Origin of the sequence: Streptosporangium sp. NBC_01469 (assembly GCF_036227305.1) — a bacterium.
GTDB lineage: Bacteria > Actinomycetota > Actinomycetes > Streptosporangiales > Streptosporangiaceae > Streptosporangium.
Map to the genome: position 1 here is coordinate 8,108,205 of NZ_CP109465.1, position 16,811 is coordinate 8,125,015.

Consider the following 16,811-nt stretch of genomic DNA (forward strand, 5'->3'; position numbering starts at 1 on the left):
TCGCTCGTTTATCATGCACTCGCATGATAAACGGGACGAGCAGGCTTTTCCATGCACTCGCATGAGAAAGTAGTGGGGTATGCCGAAGATCGTCGACCACGACGCCCGGCGACGGCACATCGCCGAGGCCGTGCACCGCATCATCCACGACAAGGGCATGAATAACGTCAGCCTCAGGGAGGTCGCCGCCGAGGCCGGAATGTCCATGGGCGCGGTGCAGTACTACGTCACGACGAAGGACCAGATGCTGCTGCTGGCGCTGGAGCACATCGGAATCTGGATCGGCAACCGGGTGGCAGCCGTGGCCGCGCGCCGGTCCACGCCGCTCGACCTGCTGCGGGACACCGTGCTGGAGCTGTTGCCGCTGGACGACGAGCGCAGTTACCTGAACCGCGTCGGGCTGGCGTTCCAGGCGAGCTCGGTGGTGGACGACGACCAGGCGGCGGCGATGCGGCTCGGGGTGCCGCTCCTGCTGTCCTTGTTCGCCGAGCAGATCAGGGCCGCCCAGGCCGCCGGGCAGCTCACCGCCCACCTGGACGCAGACAAGGAGGCGAGCATCCTGTATGCCTTCGCGCAGGGCATCGTGAACGCCACCCTGGTCGGGCACTACACACCCGAGGAGGTCGCGGCGTTGCTCGACTACCACTTGGCACGGCTTCGCGCGGGGTGACGGTCGTAGCGGGAATCTCGGCCGGTCCAAACCGTAACCGATTTCCGAGTTCAGCTCGAAGGCCTGCCGGCACCTGCGCCACGCCCATGAGTAGGACGGCCCGGACGACCAAGGCCCATCTCACCGACGTCCGACGGTTCTACCACCCAGCCGCCACAAAACCTGGGAACCGCCATCTGTAGCCGGGGGTCGCGACACGAGGCCAACCACCGCTCACAGATGGGCCACCCATTGTCCGGTCTCAATGAATTGCGACAGGCAGGGCGCCCCTGGTCAGCGAATTGACATCTTTCTTGAGAGGAATCGGGATGGCAGCCAGGTGGGCAAGTGGGCAGCTTAGGGCGCCTTGGGGTGGCATCTCGATAATCTTGTCATTGAAGGGATCTGTGGTCAGGGTTGTGACAGGTTGAATGAGACGCGGTCCGAGGTTGTCCCATCGAAGGTGGCAGTTTCTTGGGGTCAGGCCCGGTTTCCTGCTCCCCAGTAGAACGGCCCAGAGGTCGAGTGAATCTTGATGCGCCATCCGATCTGCTCGAGCTGTCGTTCGAGGTCCGGCGGGCGGTGCGGGACTTTGACGATCCGGTAGGCGGTCCCGTCCATGAGCTGGCGTTGTATGGTCGCGGATTGCTCACCCTCGATGAGTTCGTCGGCGGTACGGTAGCCGTCGTCGACGAAGAACACCCGCCCCTCCGGTTTCAGGCAGTCGGCCACCAGCGACCAGAATGACGCGAAGCGTTCGGGCGGAACGTGCGACAGCCAGAACCCGAAGAAGACGACGTCGTAACGACGGTCCGGCTGCCAGCGGAACAGGTCGGCCGACACGAAGCGCACCCGCTCGTCCTCGCTCACCCGCGTCGAGGCGATGGCGAGCATTTCTGGAGACGCGTCCACGGCCGTGACATCGGTGGCGTGCTGGAGCAGTTGGGCGGTCCATCTGCCTGGACCGCAGGCGAGTTCGAGCACGCTGCCGGTCGGCCGGAACGCATCGAGCGCCGCCAACAGCTCAGAGGTTCCGGGAAAGGGTAGAGCGTGGCGCTCGTATTCTGCGGCAATCGCCCGGTAGTAGACGACCTGTTCGTCTAGTAGTTCTTGCAGGTTCCCGCCATCAGCCGATTTCATGGATCGACTATCACAAAATCATTCGGCGGGTTGCAACACCGACAAGGTCGACGTCTTAAGAAGAGGTCTTGGGGTTGGGACAGCACATGGCGAGGGGACTGTAGAAAAAACGGCTCCGCCACCACCGGATTCGTGCCAGAGCCGCTTGATTGACAGACCCCATGTCAGCGAAGATGACAGTGACCGACGCTGTGACCTGCTCACTGTCAGACAGCTGTGCGTGACCACTCGTCGGGCGAGTCGTCGAAGTTGGCAGTAGCGGATGATCTTGCAGTGCATGTGACCGCGCGGCCGCCCCAATGAGCAGGACTTCGCCCCATCACCCTCACGCCCGGTGGATACGGTCGGGCGACAGGTCCGGACTCGCTACCTCCTGCCCTGCCGCATGCAAACTTTTCCTCTGACAGGCGCGTCTCACCCTTATGGGAATGTTGTTTCGCGGCACCGCCGCAGCCGTCGCCTTTTTCGTCGCCGCCGGGCCGGCCGCCGCCCACGCCGTGGCACCGGCCGGTCAGTGGAGCGTCGTCCATGACCACCGCCGTGACTCCTACGACGCGGTGACGGTGACGCCGGGTGGGGCCGTCTGGGTCGCCGGGACGAGGCTCCCGGATCGCGGATCGAGTCGCACCGAGTCGCTCCTGCTCAAGGGCGGCCGGTCCACCTTCAAGCGGGTCACCGGGCCGGACTTCCGGGTGAAACGGCTGACGTCGGCGTCCGACACCAGGGTCTGGGCGTTCGGCGCGTCGCGGTACGCCCGGTGGGACGGCAAGCGCTGGCAGGTCAAGCGATGGCGCTATGGCCGGGTGGATCGGGCGTACGCCATTGGCGAGAACCTGTGGGTCATCGAGAACTCGAATACGTTCCCCGCGGCCGGTGACGCCGGGTGGAAGGCGCGGTCCACGCTGCGGCGCCTGGCCGGGTCGGTGTGGCGCAAGGTCGACACGCCGATTGTGGTCAAAGGACTCGACGGCAAGTGGGCGGCGGGCTCGGCGCGGGGCAAGGCGGCTCTGGCCCGCTGGACCGGCACGGCCTGGCGCGCGGTCGCGCTTCCCGCGATTCCGTCCGCACGCTCGGGCCAGATCTCGGAGTTGACGGATGTAGCGGTCGACGGTGAGACCGGCCGGGTGATGGCCGTCGGCTGGGTCGCCTGGCCGTGCGGCGGTGCGAAGCGCTCTTTCTGCGGTGAGACTTTGCTGCTGTCGGGCTATCTGGGCGGCTTTACCTTCGAGGTCCGCAGTGAACCGGGCATCCAGCCGCGCGCCCAGGCGGAGCCCGACGGCAGAGGCGGGGCCTGGGTCGTCTACGACGCCAAGGGCGGGGGCAGCGGGTTTCTGCACATCGGCGCCGACAGCGTCGAGCCGGGCGCCTTCCCGGCTCCGCCGAACCAGAACGCGTTCGTCCGTGACCTCGCCATCCAGCCGGAGAGCGGTTCCGTCTGGGCGGTCGGCGCGGCACCTTCTGGCCGCATCGGTTTGATCTGGGCTCACGGCCGCTGAGCCGGCTGCGGCGATCCAAACCATGCCTGGCCGCTGCTGCCGCCAGAAGTCGCCGCCGAACTGAAAAGCCTGATCGCCTCACACATCTCCGTGGTCGCGACGACGCCGTACGCCAGTGGGCGAACATCGCCAGACAGCCCCCGCACATTGAGCCCCGGTGACTCGACGATTGTCCACGACGGGCATCCGATCAACCCAAGAGGCGAACGACTCGTCCGGCTGCGGCTCAACCACCAACGCCAGGCGCCGGAGGAGGAAACCGACTCTCATCTTCGACTCCTCACTATCAAGTCGACTCTCAAGATCCACGCCGAACTCTCAAGTTCGACGGCCCCAGACAACTTCTGTCTGGACCCAGCGAAGATGACAGTAGGATCTGCTCCTGACCTGGACACTGTCACTTAGATGGGTGTCGAGATGTTGGTGCTCGCGTCATCGAAGTCGGCAGTGCGCAGCCGAAGATCGAGTGCCATGAATGTGCGTCGGTTGGGCGCTGAGGCTTCAGGGCTCGAACCTGTCTAGTCTTGGAGCCATGGGGACCGTGGAGGAGGAATCGTCCCTCGCCGCGTTCCTGAGGACCGTGAACGTCGGCGATGTCCTCACCGGGACCGTCGCAGAGATCACGCGATCGGGAACGACCGTGCTTCTCGACGCTTTCGCCGGCGCTCCAGTCGGTGTCATCGGCCCGCTCGATCTTTCCTGGGGGTCCTTTGGAGGCTCGGCCGCCGACATCCTTGAAATTGGCGGCCGGGTCTCTGCCGAGGTGATCGCCGTTGATCTCCCCGGGCGACAGGTTCGGCTCTCGCGGTCCGCGACCGAGAACCCCCAGCTATGGGCCTATCTGAAGTCACTGCGTCCGGGACAGCGGCTGTCCGGCATCGTGGCGGCCATCGAACGCTTCGGCGTCTTTGTCAATCTGGACGACAGACCCGACCACCCCGTCTTCCCCGGCGTCGGCTTCATCACCATGCCCGAGCTGTCCTGGCACCGCTTCGAGGATCCATCCGAGGTCGTTTCCGTGGGAGAGCACATCACCTGCGAAGTCCTCGTCTTCGACACCCATAACGGCGAAGCCCGCCTATCGCTGCGCGCCACCCAGCCGGACCCGTTCCAGCAGTTCGCGCGCCGCGTTCACGTGGGGCAGGTCCTGCACGGCCCGGTCACCAAAGTGGTGCCCTTCGGTGCCTTCATCCGTTTGGCAGACGGCATCGAAGGCCTGATTCACCTCAGCGATCTCACCGCCCCGACCCCAGAGGTGTCAGGCGACGCGGTTCAGGTCGGCGACGAGGTCACCGTGATCATCATCGAGATCGACACGCTGCGGCGTCGGCTCGCCCTGTCTCGCCCGATGGTCTAGGAACCACGGGTGTCCGATGCCTCCCGGGCAGTGAGGAATTCATCCAGCAGCGTGAACAGGACCTGGATGACCTTGGCCTCCTCCTCACGGGTCAGTTCCCACTGCTCCCACCCGTCGGGGAGAGCGATATGGCGCACCTGCCCAAGCCAGCCATGGTTGCAGTCCTGGCCTCGCCGAGCGACCAGCCACTCCCGCCAGCCGCTCAGACCAGGACCTCCATGACGCAGCGCGTGCTGGTCATAACCGTCCAGGAAGCCCTCGACCCCAGTAAGCCTCGATCCCACCACGAACATGCCCAACCGCTTGGCCACGTAGGTGAAGTACTCACGTTCGCTCATCCCCGCCGGGCTCGCCGTCACCGATCCGCCTCCTGACACACCGCCAACTCGATTCTGCCGATGAGCGCCCCCCTGGCCTCCGGAGCGACGTCACGTGACGAGCACGGCGGTGAGCATCGAGAGATACGACTCATGGGCGAGACGCAGGCTGTCAAGGTCGGACGTCTCGAACCACGCCACAGCGTCGTGCTCGTCCGGCGCGGCGTTGACGGGTGTTCCGGCCCACCTGTCGACCAACCAGATCTGCATGTCGAACGTCGCGGTCCGGATCTCACGCATCGGCGGGCCGGACGGCTCCGATGTCGTGATTCCCAACTCCTCCCGAAGCTCGCGGACAAGGCTCTCTTTCGGATCCTCCCCCTTCTCGACATGACCGCCCGGCAGGTCCCACACATCGGGATACCAACGGCGTCCGGCGCTTCGATGACACAGCAACACCCGATCGCCGTCGCGAAGAACGGCCGTCACAATCCGGACCGGACCGGAGTCGCCAGCGGACATCGCCATCGGCACATTCTGCCCCATGCGGATCTGCCGCGGACAAGGCGCTGTCGAGGCCAGTCTCGGCCCCTGTCCCTTTCAGGCCGGGATCTCTTAGAGCGCCTGCGGGTGCGGGCGGTCTCCAGGGAGTCGCTGATCAGGGTGGCCGGCACGCTGGCCCCCAGCGAGCCCGCCACGTGACGGCACGCCTGTGGGCTTGTCGGTTTCCGGCGGGCGACCGTAACCACCAGACGTTGGGGAGGCAACAGCCACCTCCGAACCCTCTGGCATACGGCTTTCACCTTAATTTCAGCCGAAGGAAGCAGGACGGATTCATCAGTGCAGCTCAACGTGGCCTGTTTGACTCGAATCCCTGCCCGGCCTTGTCCGGCTACGGCGATCTCATCAGAATCAGTTCAGCCTTCAACTAATTAGTCGGAGGCTCACTTGTACGGATGAGGAGAGGCATGAAGCGCACCATCTTCGTTCTCATCGGCGTCCTCGGCGCCATGCTCATCGGCATCAATCCCGCGTCCGCGGCCACCTCCGCGGTCGACTGTTCCACTGGCGGGTACACGCGGGCGTACAACAGCTATATCCCCTCCAACATGGAGCGAGGGGCCATCGACGGGCGCAGCTACAACATCGGCGGCCCGTTGTCGTACGACTACGAGATCTGCCTCGACATCCCAGACACCTCAACGTTCACGATCGAAGTGCGGATCTGGAACAACGGCACACAGACCGCCTTCGTGGACGACCGGCCCGGTGACAAGGTCTTCCGCTTCTCGCTCGCCCCGAACAGCTTCTGGCAGGTCTACGGCACGCTGACGGGGCCCGGCAGCACCTACCTCTACTACACCTGGCACGAGAAGCGGGTCTAGTTGCAGTGGGTCCAGCCGTTCTGCCACGCCGCCTTGGTGAAATCGCCGCCCCGGACGACGCACTTCTTCTTCGCTAGGAGGCGGATCGGGCCGGCGTAGGCGGTGTAGCGGCCCCAGCCGTTACCGTGGGCGCCCTTCTGGGGGTCGCCGTAGTACTCGCCGTAAATCGGGCATATATGGCTGAATGGCTTCTTTGCTGGTGGTCTTGGGGCCTGGCTGGAGGTCGTTCGTGGCGACGCGGGTGTTTGCGGATGAGGAGCTGGAGCGTCTACGGGGGTTCCCGGAGATCGGCCGGGAGGAGTTGTTTCGTTCTTCACCCTGACCTCGGCTGATGTCGCGTTCGTTGATCCTGGGTGGGGGCCGGCGGACCGGCTTGGGTTGGCGGTCGCGTTGTGCACGTTGCCGTGGCTGGGGTTCGTCCCGGACAAGGTGTCGTTGGCGCCGCCGGTTGCGGTGGCCAGGCCGGCCACCCGGCTGGGCGTCGATCCGGGCGAGTTACGGTCCTACGGCCGGCGGGGTCGCTGAAGTTCGGCCACGCCACCGCATCCCTGCTGGTCGGCAAACTCTCCGCATCCAGCCGGCAGAACGCGCTGGCGGCGGCGCTGAAGGAGTACGGCGCGCTGCGCCGCACCATCTACGCCGCCCGCTACCTGGCCGACCCCGCCTACCGGCGCAAGATCTCCCGCCGGCTCAACAAGGGCGAGTCGCTGCACGCGCTCAAACGCGACCTGCTGTACGCCCACGAGGGCACCATCCGCGGCCGCCATCTGGAACAGCAGAGTGAACAGGCGTGGTGCCTGACCCTGTTCACCAACGCGGTGGTCGCCTGGACGACCGAGTACTACGGCCTGGCGGTGGAGTCGATGCGCGAGGCCGGGCGGCGCATCAATGATGAGGTCCTGGCGCACATCTCCCCGGCACACAGCGAGAACATCAACTTCTTCGGTTCCATCGAGGTCGACGTCGAAGGCGAGCTGGCCCAGCTCGGACCCACGGGGTACCGGCCGTTGCGCGTGCGCGACACCCTGTTTTGACGCGCAGGGGCCCATCCGGGCAGACGGGCGACGAGGCCCGAAGCACCGGCCACCTGTTAGGCGGGTAGTGAAATGATCTTGGGATGGTGGCCGGCCTGGTCGGGGCCGGGAGCAGATGCGATCACGATTCGGTTGTTCACTCGCGTTGATCTATCCGCAGCGGAATGATGACGTTATGTCACCGCGTGGAGCGAGGTGGGCCGGTGGGTTTGTGGCTGTTGTGACCGTGGCCGGCCTGGTGGGCGCGCAGCCGTGCGCCAGGCCTGGGAATGGGCGGCTCCCATTAAGGTGTAGCCGACAATTCCGATACCCAGGGTGGGGCAGGGAACTCGTCGTCATGTGAAAGGCCCGTCACTATCTCTGCTCCGGAGTCAGGACGTGTCGGGTCCGGTCCCCGATCCAGGCCGCTTCGAGGATCGCAGTCAGGCTGGCGGTGTCGGTCGGGCCTGGATGGTTCTGGATCAAGCGGGTGACGCCACTGGCCATCTCCGCGAAGCGCGGGAGGTCGGCGCGTGCCACACCGATGTCCGCCAAGGTGGTAGGGATGCCGATGTCGGCAAGGAGCCCGTCGAGCCAGGTGAGGAACGTATCTGCGGCCTCGGCATCCGAGGCGTCGGTCACGTCGAGCCCGCACACCCCGGCGAGGATGGCCAACCGGTCGCCGATGGCATCCCTGGCCGCGTCCAGCGCGTAGGGCAGCAGCAGCCCGACGCCCAGGCCGTGCGGCGTGTGGGTGGCTGCGCCGATGGGGTACTGGAGGGCGTGCGGAGCCGCGTTGCCCGCGTGGGAAAATGCGAGCCCGGCCAGCATGGACCCATAGGACATGTCCGCGCGCGCGTCCTTGTCGCCTCCGTCCCTGACGACACGGGGCAAGCTGCGGGCGATCCGCTCCGCGGCCAGGAGCGCGTAGTGATCGGTGATCGGGTTGCGGCCGAGGAAGACCTGCTCCACCGGGTCGCGCGGTCCGTGGGCCCGGGGTCGCGCGGTGTAGCTCTCCACCGCGTGACAAAACGCGTCGATGCCGGAGTGGGCAGTGACGGTCGCAGGGCAGGTGTAGGTGAGCTCGGGGTCGACGATGGCGAAGTCGGGCACGATGTGGACGCTGGAGACCCCCACCTTCAGCTCGCGGTCCGGGTCGGTCAACACCGAGACGGGCGTGAGCTCGGAGCCGGTGCCTGACGTCGTCGGGACCGCGACGAGAGGAATCGTCGGCCCCGGCACCTTCGACTCGCCGTAGAAGTCGCGCGGCGTCCCACCGTGGCGCCGGATGACGCCGACGATTTTGGCGAGGTCGATCACCGTGCCACCCCCGATGGCGAGGATTACGTCGGCGTCCACCTCTGCGGCGACCGAGACGGCCAGGGCGACATCGGCGAGTGGCACGTCCGGAGTCGCGTCGGCGAACACCCCGACGACTTCGACCTTCTCCCGCACGGCGGCCACGATCTCGGCCACGCCCGGCTGCCCCAGAAGAACCCGGTCGGTCACGATGAGGACTCGCGAGCCACACTCGGCCACCACTCGTGGGATGTTCTGCGCGACCCCTTCGCCCACTATCAGCTGGCGTGGTCCGCGGACGGTCTCAAGCATGTCAGTGCCTCTCTGGAACGTCGGCGGTGATTTGCTGGGCGGACGTCCAGGTCACCTGCGAGACCGGAACGGCGTCGGCAAGCTTGGCTGCCGGGTGGCGCAGGCGCGCGCCGGGCTCCCAGACTCGGTCGTGCCCGGGCGCCCTCGGCTCCATCGCGATGAAGACGTCGCCCTTGGTGGGCGGGCCAGTCGGGTCGAGGGTCCCGCGGACATCGTCGCCAAGGGCGGTACGAGTCAAGGTCGCGACCAGCACCTCGATCATGAGCCCGAGGGCGTAGCCTTTGGGACCGCCGAAAGGGCTGATCGCCCCATCCACCGCCGCGGCCGCGTCTGTGGCGCGCACACCGGCGGAGTCGACGGCGTCCCCGGGTGCCGGCGGATTCGTGCCGACCATGGCCCGGGTCCCGCCCCACGGGTGGAGGCCGGTCAGGTCATGTGTGCACAGGGCGCGGTGATCCTCGGCGGGCACCCGGAGCAGCGGGCCGGTCACGGTAGGTCGATCGCCGCGTAGGTGACGTCGAGGTACTCAAGGATGCCCTCGTGCGACCCCTCCTTGCCGATCCCGGACTGCTTCACGCCTCCGAACGGAGCCGACGGGTCCGAGATCAGACCACGGTTGATGCCGACCATCCCCGTCTCCAGCCCCTCGGTGAACCGGAGCGCCCGCTGGAGGTCACGGGTGAAGACGTATCCGACCAGGCCGTGCTCGGTGTCGTTGGCCTTCGCCATTACCTCGTCGTCGGACGTGAACGAGATGATCGGCGCCACCGGGCCGAAGATTTCCGCCTCCAGCATCCGCGCGTCTTCGGGCACGTCGACGAGGACCGTAGGCGGGTAGAAGTGGCCCGGCCCATCCGGACGCTCGCCGCCCACCAAGACACGGGCGCCGCGATTGACCGCGTCGGTGACGAGCTCGTCGATCTTGGTGACCGAGGCCTCGTCGATCAACGCCCCGACGTCCACGCCGTCGTCGAGACCATGGCCCACCGAGAGCGCGCCCATCCGCTCGGCGAAGCGCGCCGTGAACTCCTCGCGCACCGGCTCCTCGACGTAGATTCGGTTGGCCGCGATGCAGGACTCCCCGATGTTGCGCATCTTGGCCACCATGGCACCGTCGAGCGCGACGTCCAGGTCCGCGTCGGCACACACGATCAAGGCCGCGTTGCCGCCCAGTTCCATGGAGGTGCGCAGCACGTTGTCCGCCGCCTGTCGTAGCAGCACGCGCCCGACCTCGGTCGACCCGGTGAACGAAAGCTTGCGGGTCCGACGGTCGGCCAGCAGTGCTGAGACCACCTCGCCGGCACGCTTGGTTGTCACGACGTTGACGACGCCCGGGGGAACGCCGACCTCCTCCATGATGCGGGCCAGGAACAGCATGGTGAGTGGCGTCTGGGCCGCTGGCTTGGTGATCGTCGTGCAGCCCGCCGCCAGCGCAGGAGCGATCTTGCGGGCACCCATGGCCAACGGAAAGTTCCAGGGTGTCACGAAGACGCACGGTCCGACCGGCTTCGGCACGGTGAGGATGCGATACCCACCAGCGGGAGCGGTGTTGTAGCGCCCCTCGACGCGCACCGCCTCCTCGGCGAACCAACGGAAGAACTCGGCGCCATAGGCCACCTCTCCCCGAGCCTCGGCGAGCGGCTTGCCCATCTCGAGCGTTATCAGCCGGGCGACCTCCTCGGATCGCTCGGTCAGTGCCCGGTACGTCGCGGTCAACAACTCTGACCGTTTTCGCGGCGGGGTCGCCGCCCACTCCGCCATTGCCTTGCTCGCCACGTCCAGAGCGGCGAGCCCGTCAACGACGCCGGCGTCCGCCACCTCGGCGATGGTCTTGCCGGTGGCCGGGTCCTCGACGACAAAGGTGGCTCCGCCGGCGGCATCGCGCCAGGCGTCGCCAATCCGGAGCCGCCGGTGCTCGGGGGCCAGGACGTTCATCGGGTCACTCATTGCGTCGCCTCCTGTGATGTTCTTGGTGATGTTCAGCGTGACCTCGGCGATCGCGCCACGCGCGTTGACGAACGGGTCACACGGCCTCGTCGGGGTCGAGGTCGCCGAGCGGGTCGAACGTGGCCGTTAGACCTGGGGCCCTGGCTGCGGGGCGACGCCCCGCGCCACCGATCGCCTTCTCGGGCCATGGCTGCTTCAGCGTCGTCAGGCCGTGCTCACCGGTGACGGTCCGCCGAGGCTCGATCGCCACGTGCGGGCGCATGTTGACGTCGCCGCCCTGCGCGGTTACCTCCCGGCCTCGGACAGCGCCAGCCCGGTGCCCGCATCGAACAGGTGCGCACGGTCCAGGTCGACCGTGACAAGCAGCCGCTCGCCCGGCGTACCGGTGACGGTGGGTCGTGCCTTGACCTTGAGGATCTCCGTCCCCACTCGGACGTCGACCACCGTTCGGTCACCGAGCGGCTCAAGGCCGTAGAGCTCACCCGACAACGACGCGTTCCCACGCTGCTCGACGGACAGGTCCTCCGCGCGCAGGCCCAGCAGCAGCGGACGACCGTCCTCAGCCGTGGTCCAGCGGGGCCGCGGCAGCGTCCAGCCTTCCGCCCCGACCAGACGATCTCCCTCGGCGTGGCAGGCGAGCAGGCTGATCGACGGGCTCCCGACGAAGCCTGCGACCCACTGGTTGGCCGGCCGCTCGTACACCTCGGTCGGCGTTCCGACCTGTTGCACCTTCCCCTCCTTGAGGACCGCGACCTGGTCGGCCATGGACAGGGCCTCGACCTGGTCGTTGGTCACGTAGACGAAGGTCGCCCCGAGGCTCCGGTGGATGCGGGTGAGCTCGGTGCGCATCTCGACGCGGAGCTTGAGGTCGAGGTTCGTCAGCGGCTCGTCCATGAGAAACGCGCGCGGGCGACGGACCAGCGCCCGGGCCAGGGCGACACGCTGCATCTCACCGCCCGACAACTGCGCGGGACGACGCTGCAGCAGACGTTCGATGTGCAGCAGGCTCGACATCCGCTCGACGGCGGCGGCGACCTCGCTCGAAGAACAGCGGCGTGCCCGCAGCGGCGAAGCGATGTTCTCGTACACCGTGTGTCGCGGGTAGAGGGCGTAGCTCTGGAAGACCATGGCCAGGTCGCGTGCGGCCGGGGTGTCACCGGTGGCGTCCCTCCCGTCCAGATGCACCGACCCGGCGTCAGGCCTGTCAAGGCCGGCGATCGCTCGCAGGGTCGTCGTCTTGCCTGCCCCGGAGGGCCCGAGCACGACGAAGAACGAGCCGTCCGGCACCTCCAGCGTCACGTCGTCCAGAGCCTGGACTTTGCCGAAGGACTTGCACAATCCGTGCACTGCCACGGTTCCCATCAGGCCACCAGCTCTTCCGTGCTCACGTCGTAGACCACCGGGGGCCCGCCGGTGTGCCGCAGCCCGACCGGTGCGTCAGCGGCGAAACGGACAGTCGGTGGCATCCGAACCCGTACGTCGCGCTGGCCGCCGTGGTCAACCACGTAGATGATTTCGTCGCCCAGCCACTCCGCCGAGACCACGCGGGCCGGGACCGAACGTTCCGCCCCTGGTTCTGTGACTTCCAGCGCCTCCGGCCGGACGCCTGCGACCAGGCGACGGTCGCGCGGCAGGCCTGGCGGTGGCGTGAGGACCAGTCCGCTCTGACTGCGCAGCTTCCCGTCGGCCACCTCCACCTCGATCAGGTTCATCGGCGGGGAGCCGATGAACGCGGCGCAGAAAAGACTCGCCGGACGGTCGTAGACTTCCAGCGGCGTGCCGATCTGCTCGACGCGGCCCTTGTTGAGGATGGCGATTCTGTGACCGAGCGACATCGCCTCGACCTGGTCGTGGGTGACGTAGACCATCGTCGTCCCCAGCTCCCCCTGCAGGTGCTTGATCTCCGTGCGCATGTCCGCCCTCAGCTCCGCGTCCAGATTGGTGAGAGGTTCGTCCATGAGGAATGCGCGCGGTCGTCGCACCAGGGCGCGAGCAAGCGCGACGCGCTGCTGCTCCCCGCCGGACAGCCGGTGCGGTCGCCGGTCCAGGAGCGGACCAAGCCGCATCAGCCGGGCGGCCTCGTCGACCCGCTCGTGCACCTCCGACTTGGGCAGTCCCTCGGCCCGCAGTGGGAACGCCAGGTTGTCGCGGGTTCTCAGATGCGGGTAGAGAGCGTAGAACTGGAACACCATGGCGATGTCGCGCTCGGCGGGCGGCAGGTCGTTGACCAGCGTGTCGCCGATGCGGATGTCGCCCGTCGTCTGCCTCTCCAGGCCGGCTATGGCCCGCAGCGTGGTCGTCTTGCCGCAACCCGAAGGGCCGAGCATCACGAACAGCTCGCCGTCGCCGACGGACAGGTCCACGTGATCAACCGCGACCGTCCCGTCCGGGTAGCGCTTGTGCAGGGCGGTCACCTCGATGCCCGCCATCAGCGTCGCACCGCCCCGAGCGTCACACCAGCGATGAGGTGCTTGCGCACCAGGTAGGCGAAGACGAGCACCGGTAGGGCGAACACCACGGAGGCGGCGGCCACGAGACCCCAGTCCACAGTGGTTCCACCGATGAGACCGGCGATGGCGGGTGGGGCCGTCCGCACGGTGTCACTGGAGGTAAGGAAGATGGCGAACACGAACTCGTTCCACGAGAAGATGAGGGCGAAGACCGCCGTCGCGGCGATACCGGGCACGAGCAGGGGAAGGGTGAATTTCCAGAACGCCTGCAAGCGGGTGTAGCCGTCGAGCATGGCGGCATCCTCGTACTCCGCAGGCACCTCGTCGACGAACCCCTTCATCATCCAGATCGTGAACGGGACGTTGAACGCGGCGTAGATGAGGATCAGGCCGAGCTTGGTGTCGATGAGTCCGAGTTGGCGGTACATGAGGAAGATCGGGATCACGACCACCACGGGCGGCATGAAGCGGGTGGACAGGATGAAGAACAGCTGGCCCTTCTTGGCCTTCACGGAGAAGCGCGAGTAGGCCCAGGCCGCCGGGACCCCCAGCACGGTGGCCAGCACCGTGGAGACCCCGGCGACCACGACGGAGTTGAGGAACGCGACGGACAAGGTCGAACGACCGCCGCCGGAGGCGACGAACACGTCCTTGAAATGGTCCAGAGTGACCGTGAAGTCGAAGAACTTGGCCGGGATGGCGTAGACGTCCCGGTTCTCCTTGATGGACGTCTCGATCATCCACAGCACCGGGAAGAGCATCACGACGGCCAGCACGGTCAGCAGCGCGATCTCCAGCACGGAGCTGCCCCGAAAACCGAAGCGGCGCGCGGCGGGCGTGCGATCCCGGACAGGACCTGGGGACACGGCCTCGTCGACGGAGAGGGCCATCAGTCCTCCTTGAGCTTGTTCAAGTAGCGCAGGTAGAGCTGCGTGAGGACGATGACGATGACGACCATGAGGATCCCGTACGCCGAGGCGGTTCCGGTGTTGAAGCCCAGGAACGCGACCTTGTAGACGTGGAACGACAACGTCTCGGTGGAGACCCCCGGACCCCCGCTGGTGAGGATGTAGACGAGGTCGAACAGCCGGAAGGCCTCGATGGCCCTGAACAACACGGCGATGAGGAGTAGCGGCCACACCAGCGGAAGAGTGATGAACCGGAACCGGAACCACTCGGACGCCCGGTCGATCGAGGCGGCCTCGTACAGGTACTTGGGGACCGCGGTAAGACCCGCGAGTGCGATGAGCATGATGAACGGCGTCCATTGCCAGGTGTCGACCACGATCAGGGAGATCAATGCCGTCCGCTGCCGGGTGAGCCACTCCACCTGCCCCAGGCCGAGCGAGCCGAGCATGCTGTTGATCACGCCGAACTGCGCGTCGAGCATGAATTTCCAGAACAGCCCGACCACGACCTGCGACAGCATCATCGGAACCAGGAACAGAGTGGTCAGCAGTCCTCGCCCATGCGTGCGCCGTGAGATCAGGTAGGCGATGGTGAATCCGAGCACGGTCTGCAGGGCGACCGCGCCGACCACGTAGATCAACGTCGTGAAGGCCCTCAGGTGGACCTGCGCCGACGTCAGGATGGCGGTGTAGTTCTCGAACCAGACAAAATGGGCCGGCCCCCCGCGGGTGGCCGAGTAGTCGGTGAAAGACAGGTACAACGCCCACAGCAACGGGAACACCGACATTGCGAGCAACAGCAGCAGCGCCGGGGAGATGAAGGCCACGGCGAGCCCGCGGTCGCTCAACCGGCGGGACCACCCCGGTGCGGGCGGCGTCGCGGACGCCACCTGCCCGGGGTGGTCGGTCGTCAGAGGGACGGGGTCACTCACAGTCCGCCGCCGCCCTTGCGGTTGCCGGAGTCGAGTACGCCCTGCTGCTCCTTGGCGATGTCGTCGAGCGCGTCCTTCGGCGTCTTCGCGCCGTTCAGAGCCGCGTTCACGTTGGTGTTCTCGATGTCGACGAGGCGCGCGTACTCGGGCACGTTCCACATGTCCCGCATCCGCGAGACCGAGTCGGCGTACACCTGGTTGAACGGCCCGGCATTGAGGAACTCGGACGACTCCAGGGCGTCCGTACGCGCCGGCACGCCACCGGCCGCGGCCCACTTCTTCTGGATGTCGGCCTGCTCGAACCACTTCATGAAGTTCAGGGCCTCCGCCTGGTTCGCCGCGGGGGAGTAGGCCGACACGTGCATCCCCATGCCGCCGAGAGGCACCAGGTTCGTCTTCTGGCTCGGCAGGGTGGCAAAACCCAGCTTGTCGAGAATCTGCTCCCGCGTGGTGCCGAGCGTCGACTGCTTCGGGTCAAGCAGGCCGCCGCTCGCGGCGATCCAGTTGAACGCGATGCATGCCTTGCCCTGGGCGACCGCCGCGTTCACCTCGTCGATGAACCAGTTGCCGGAGCCCTTGGCGGTCAGCGGCTTCATCTTGTTGACCAGGACGTCCATCGCCTCCTGGCCCGCAGTGTCGTTGATGACGCCCTCGATCTTGCGCGTCTTGGAGTCCCAGAGGTTGCCGCCGTAGACGCCGTTGACCGTGTTGTAGGTTACGGCCGCGGCGTCGGAGCCGTTGGCCTGGTGGAAAGCCAGCCCGCTGACGCCAGGGTTGTCCGCCTGGCACTTCTCGGCGACTGAGATCATCTCGTCCCACGTCTGCGGTGGCTTGTCGCCGATCAGGTCCTTGCGGTAGATCATCGTCCAGGTGTCGCCGAGCAGCGGCAGTCCGTACATGCTGGCGTTTTCGTCGCGCTTGCCGGTCTCCGCCTGGGGGTACTGGCCGTAGGCCGCCAGGAGGTACGGGTTGTAGGCCTTGACGTCGATGTTCTTCTTGACGAAGTCGGTGAGGTCGAGGATGTTGCCGTTCGTCACGGCCTCGCCGATGTGCTGCGAGTCCAGGATCGGGATGTCGAAGTCGGTCTTGTGCGCTGCGAACTGGGTGAACATCGCGTCGTGCCAGTTCGCGTTCGGCACGGTGTTGACCTTGATGGTCACGTTCGACCGCTCTTTGGTGTACTCCGCGTTCGCGAAGGCTTCCAGCGCGTGGGCGGGGGGCCAGTCGAACCAGATGAAGCTGAGGGTCAGCGGGTCCTTGGTGAGCTCCGGGATGGTCGCCGGCGCCTTGGGGGCGCTCGCCTTCGCGCCGTCGTCCTGGCCGCAAGCCGCCATGGTCGTGGCCACCAGCATGGCCGCCGTCGCCAGCTGCACCTTTCGACGGGGAACGGACAGTCGTCCTGTTCGCTGTGGATACCGCATCTTCTTGCCTGCTTTCTGGGGGGTGGGCCTCTGGAGCCTTGCTGCGTGCTTCGCCGAGCGGTTGCTGGGTTGTTCAGGCGTGTTGCCGGCTGTCGCAGGGGCTGACCCGCAGACCGGCGTCACGAGTACGCCGCGATGTAATGGGGCTTCAGGCAGTCGAGAAGTCCTTCGGTCCTGGTGCGGCC

The 16,811-nt window shown here is 66.7% G+C and carries 17 protein-coding genes and 1 pseudogene; 6 read left to right on the forward strand and 12 right to left on the reverse strand.

Annotated elements, in window-relative coordinates; translation table 11 throughout:
- Positions 1-79 precede the first annotated feature (79 nt).
- Entirely contained in the window at positions 80-670 is a 591-nt protein-coding gene (locus OG587_RS35255; RefSeq protein ID WP_329083058.1) for a TetR/AcrR family transcriptional regulator, read from the forward strand.
- A 459-nt stretch (positions 671-1,129) separates the two neighbouring features.
- On the opposite strand, the gene OG587_RS35260 is transcribed toward OG587_RS35255, so the two are convergent.
- Positions 1,130-1,789: a class I SAM-dependent methyltransferase gene (locus tag OG587_RS35260; RefSeq protein WP_329083060.1), complete on the reverse strand. Its 660-nt coding sequence runs from the start codon at positions 1,787-1,789 to the stop codon at positions 1,130-1,132.
- Between the two features lie 428 nt (positions 1,790-2,217).
- Here OG587_RS35260 and OG587_RS35265 point away from each other — a divergent pair, with 428 nt between their 5' ends.
- Complete coding sequence (locus OG587_RS35265; protein ID WP_329083062.1) at positions 2,218-3,285, forward strand: hypothetical protein; 1,068 nt, start codon at positions 2,218-2,220, stop codon at positions 3,283-3,285.
- Positions 3,286-3,817: 532 nt separating this feature from the next.
- A complete protein-coding gene (locus tag OG587_RS35270; protein ID WP_329083064.1) occupies positions 3,818-4,642 on the forward strand; it encodes a S1 RNA-binding domain-containing protein in 825 nt (274 codons plus the stop codon).
- On the opposite strand, the gene OG587_RS35275 is transcribed toward OG587_RS35270, so the two are convergent.
- Entirely contained in the window at positions 4,639-5,019 is a 381-nt protein-coding gene (locus OG587_RS35275) for a hypothetical protein (RefSeq protein ID WP_329083066.1), read from the reverse strand. The two genes, OG587_RS35270 and OG587_RS35275, sit on opposite strands and share 4 nt — an antisense overlap.
- 51 nt (positions 5,020-5,070) lie before the next feature.
- Positions 5,071-5,487 carry an NUDIX domain-containing protein gene (locus OG587_RS35280; protein ID WP_329083068.1) on the reverse strand — a complete coding sequence of 139 codons (417 nt, stop codon included), beginning with the start codon at positions 5,485-5,487 and terminating at the stop codon, positions 5,071-5,073.
- Between the two features lie 440 nt (positions 5,488-5,927).
- Between OG587_RS35280 and OG587_RS35285 the strand changes: the two genes are divergently transcribed.
- The 3 genes and pseudogenes from OG587_RS35285 to OG587_RS35290 all read left to right on the forward strand — a co-directional run bounded on the left by OG587_RS35285 (position 5,928) and on the right by OG587_RS35290 (position 7,378).
- Positions 5,928-6,344: a hypothetical protein gene (locus OG587_RS35285; RefSeq protein ID WP_329083070.1), complete on the forward strand. Its 417-nt coding sequence runs from the start codon at positions 5,928-5,930 to the stop codon at positions 6,342-6,344.
- Positions 6,345-6,662: 318 nt separating this feature from the next.
- Positions 6,663-6,803: pseudogene (locus OG587_RS47395) on the forward strand (DUF4158 domain-containing protein); the annotation flags it as partial.
- Positions 6,749-7,378 (forward strand): Tn3 family transposase, encoded by a 630-nt coding sequence (locus OG587_RS35290; protein WP_329083072.1) that lies wholly within the window; start codon positions 6,749-6,751, stop codon positions 7,376-7,378. The pseudogene OG587_RS47395 and the gene OG587_RS35290, both read left to right, overlap by 55 nt.
- 354 nt (positions 7,379-7,732) lie before the next feature.
- On the opposite strand, the gene OG587_RS35295 is transcribed toward OG587_RS35290, so the two are convergent.
- From OG587_RS35295 to OG587_RS35335, 9 genes are all read right to left on the reverse strand, one after another.
- Positions 7,733-8,968, reverse strand: coding sequence for an iron-containing alcohol dehydrogenase (locus OG587_RS35295; protein ID WP_329083074.1), 1,236 nt, complete (start codon positions 8,966-8,968; stop codon positions 7,733-7,735).
- A gap of 1 nt (position 8,969) precedes the next feature.
- Positions 8,970-9,458 carry an Ldh family oxidoreductase gene (locus tag OG587_RS35300; protein ID WP_329083076.1) on the reverse strand — a complete coding sequence of 163 codons (489 nt, stop codon included), beginning with the start codon at positions 9,456-9,458 and terminating at the stop codon, positions 8,970-8,972.
- Complete coding sequence (locus OG587_RS35305) at positions 9,455-10,915, reverse strand: NAD-dependent succinate-semialdehyde dehydrogenase (protein WP_329083077.1); 1,461 nt, start codon at positions 10,913-10,915, stop codon at positions 9,455-9,457. Before OG587_RS35305 ends, OG587_RS35300 begins: the two co-directional genes overlap by 4 nt.
- A 76-nt stretch (positions 10,916-10,991) precedes the next feature.
- Entirely contained in the window at positions 10,992-11,165 is a 174-nt protein-coding gene (locus OG587_RS35310) for a hypothetical protein (protein ID WP_329083079.1), read from the reverse strand.
- Positions 11,166-11,200: 35 nt separating this feature from the next.
- Positions 11,201-12,277 (reverse strand): ABC transporter ATP-binding protein, encoded by a 1,077-nt coding sequence (locus OG587_RS35315; protein WP_329083081.1) that lies wholly within the window; start codon positions 12,275-12,277, stop codon positions 11,201-11,203.
- Positions 12,277-13,344 carry an ABC transporter ATP-binding protein gene (locus tag OG587_RS35320; RefSeq protein WP_329083083.1) on the reverse strand — a complete coding sequence of 356 codons (1,068 nt, stop codon included), beginning with the start codon at positions 13,342-13,344 and terminating at the stop codon, positions 12,277-12,279. The genes OG587_RS35315 and OG587_RS35320 overlap by 1 nt, the downstream gene beginning before the upstream one ends.
- On the reverse strand, positions 13,344-14,255 hold the full coding sequence (locus tag OG587_RS35325) for a carbohydrate ABC transporter permease (protein ID WP_329083085.1): 912 nt from the start codon (positions 14,253-14,255) through the stop codon (positions 13,344-13,346). Before OG587_RS35325 ends, OG587_RS35320 begins: the two co-directional genes overlap by 1 nt.
- The gene (locus OG587_RS35330) at positions 14,255-15,205 is read right to left on the reverse strand and encodes a carbohydrate ABC transporter permease (RefSeq protein WP_329083087.1); all 951 of its coding nucleotides are present in this window, start codon (positions 15,203-15,205) and stop codon (positions 14,255-14,257) included. Before OG587_RS35330 ends, OG587_RS35325 begins: the two co-directional genes overlap by 1 nt.
- The gene (locus OG587_RS35335; protein ID WP_329083088.1) at positions 15,202-16,578 is read right to left on the reverse strand and encodes an extracellular solute-binding protein; all 1,377 of its coding nucleotides are present in this window, start codon (positions 16,576-16,578) and stop codon (positions 15,202-15,204) included. The genes OG587_RS35330 and OG587_RS35335 overlap by 4 nt, the downstream gene beginning before the upstream one ends.
- Between the last annotated feature and the right edge of the window lie 233 nt (positions 16,579-16,811).

Excerpts from the sequence above, each read along its gene's own strand:
- OG587_RS35260 (WP_329083060.1), bottom strand. The coding sequence starts at position 1,789 with ATGAAATCGGCTGATGGCGGGAACCTGCAAGAACTACTAGACGAACAG.
- OG587_RS35285 (WP_329083070.1), top strand. The coding sequence starts at position 5,928 with ATGAAGCGCACCATCTTCGTTCTCATCGGCGTCCTCGGCGCCATGCTC.
- OG587_RS35305 (WP_329083077.1), bottom strand. The coding sequence starts at position 10,915 with ATGAGTGACCCGATGAACGTCCTGGCCCCCGAGCACCGGCGGCTCCGG.
- OG587_RS35270 (WP_329083064.1), top strand. The coding sequence starts at position 3,818 with ATGGGGACCGTGGAGGAGGAATCGTCCCTCGCCGCGTTCCTGAGGACC.
- OG587_RS35315 (WP_329083081.1), bottom strand. The coding sequence starts at position 12,277 with ATGGGAACCGTGGCAGTGCACGGATTGTGCAAGTCCTTCGGCAAAGTC.
- OG587_RS35295 (WP_329083074.1), bottom strand. The coding sequence starts at position 8,968 with ATGCTTGAGACCGTCCGCGGACCACGCCAGCTGATAGTGGGCGAAGGG.
- OG587_RS35320 (WP_329083083.1), bottom strand. The coding sequence starts at position 13,344 with ATGGCGGGCATCGAGGTGACCGCCCTGCACAAGCGCTACCCGGACGGG.
- OG587_RS35325 (WP_329083085.1), bottom strand. The coding sequence starts at position 14,255 with ATGGCCCTCTCCGTCGACGAGGCCGTGTCCCCAGGTCCTGTCCGGGAT.
- OG587_RS35280 (WP_329083068.1), bottom strand. The coding sequence starts at position 5,487 with ATGGCGATGTCCGCTGGCGACTCCGGTCCGGTCCGGATTGTGACGGCC.
- OG587_RS35265 (WP_329083062.1), top strand. The coding sequence starts at position 2,218 with ATGTTGTTTCGCGGCACCGCCGCAGCCGTCGCCTTTTTCGTCGCCGCC.
- OG587_RS35255 (WP_329083058.1), top strand. The coding sequence starts at position 80 with ATGCCGAAGATCGTCGACCACGACGCCCGGCGACGGCACATCGCCGAG.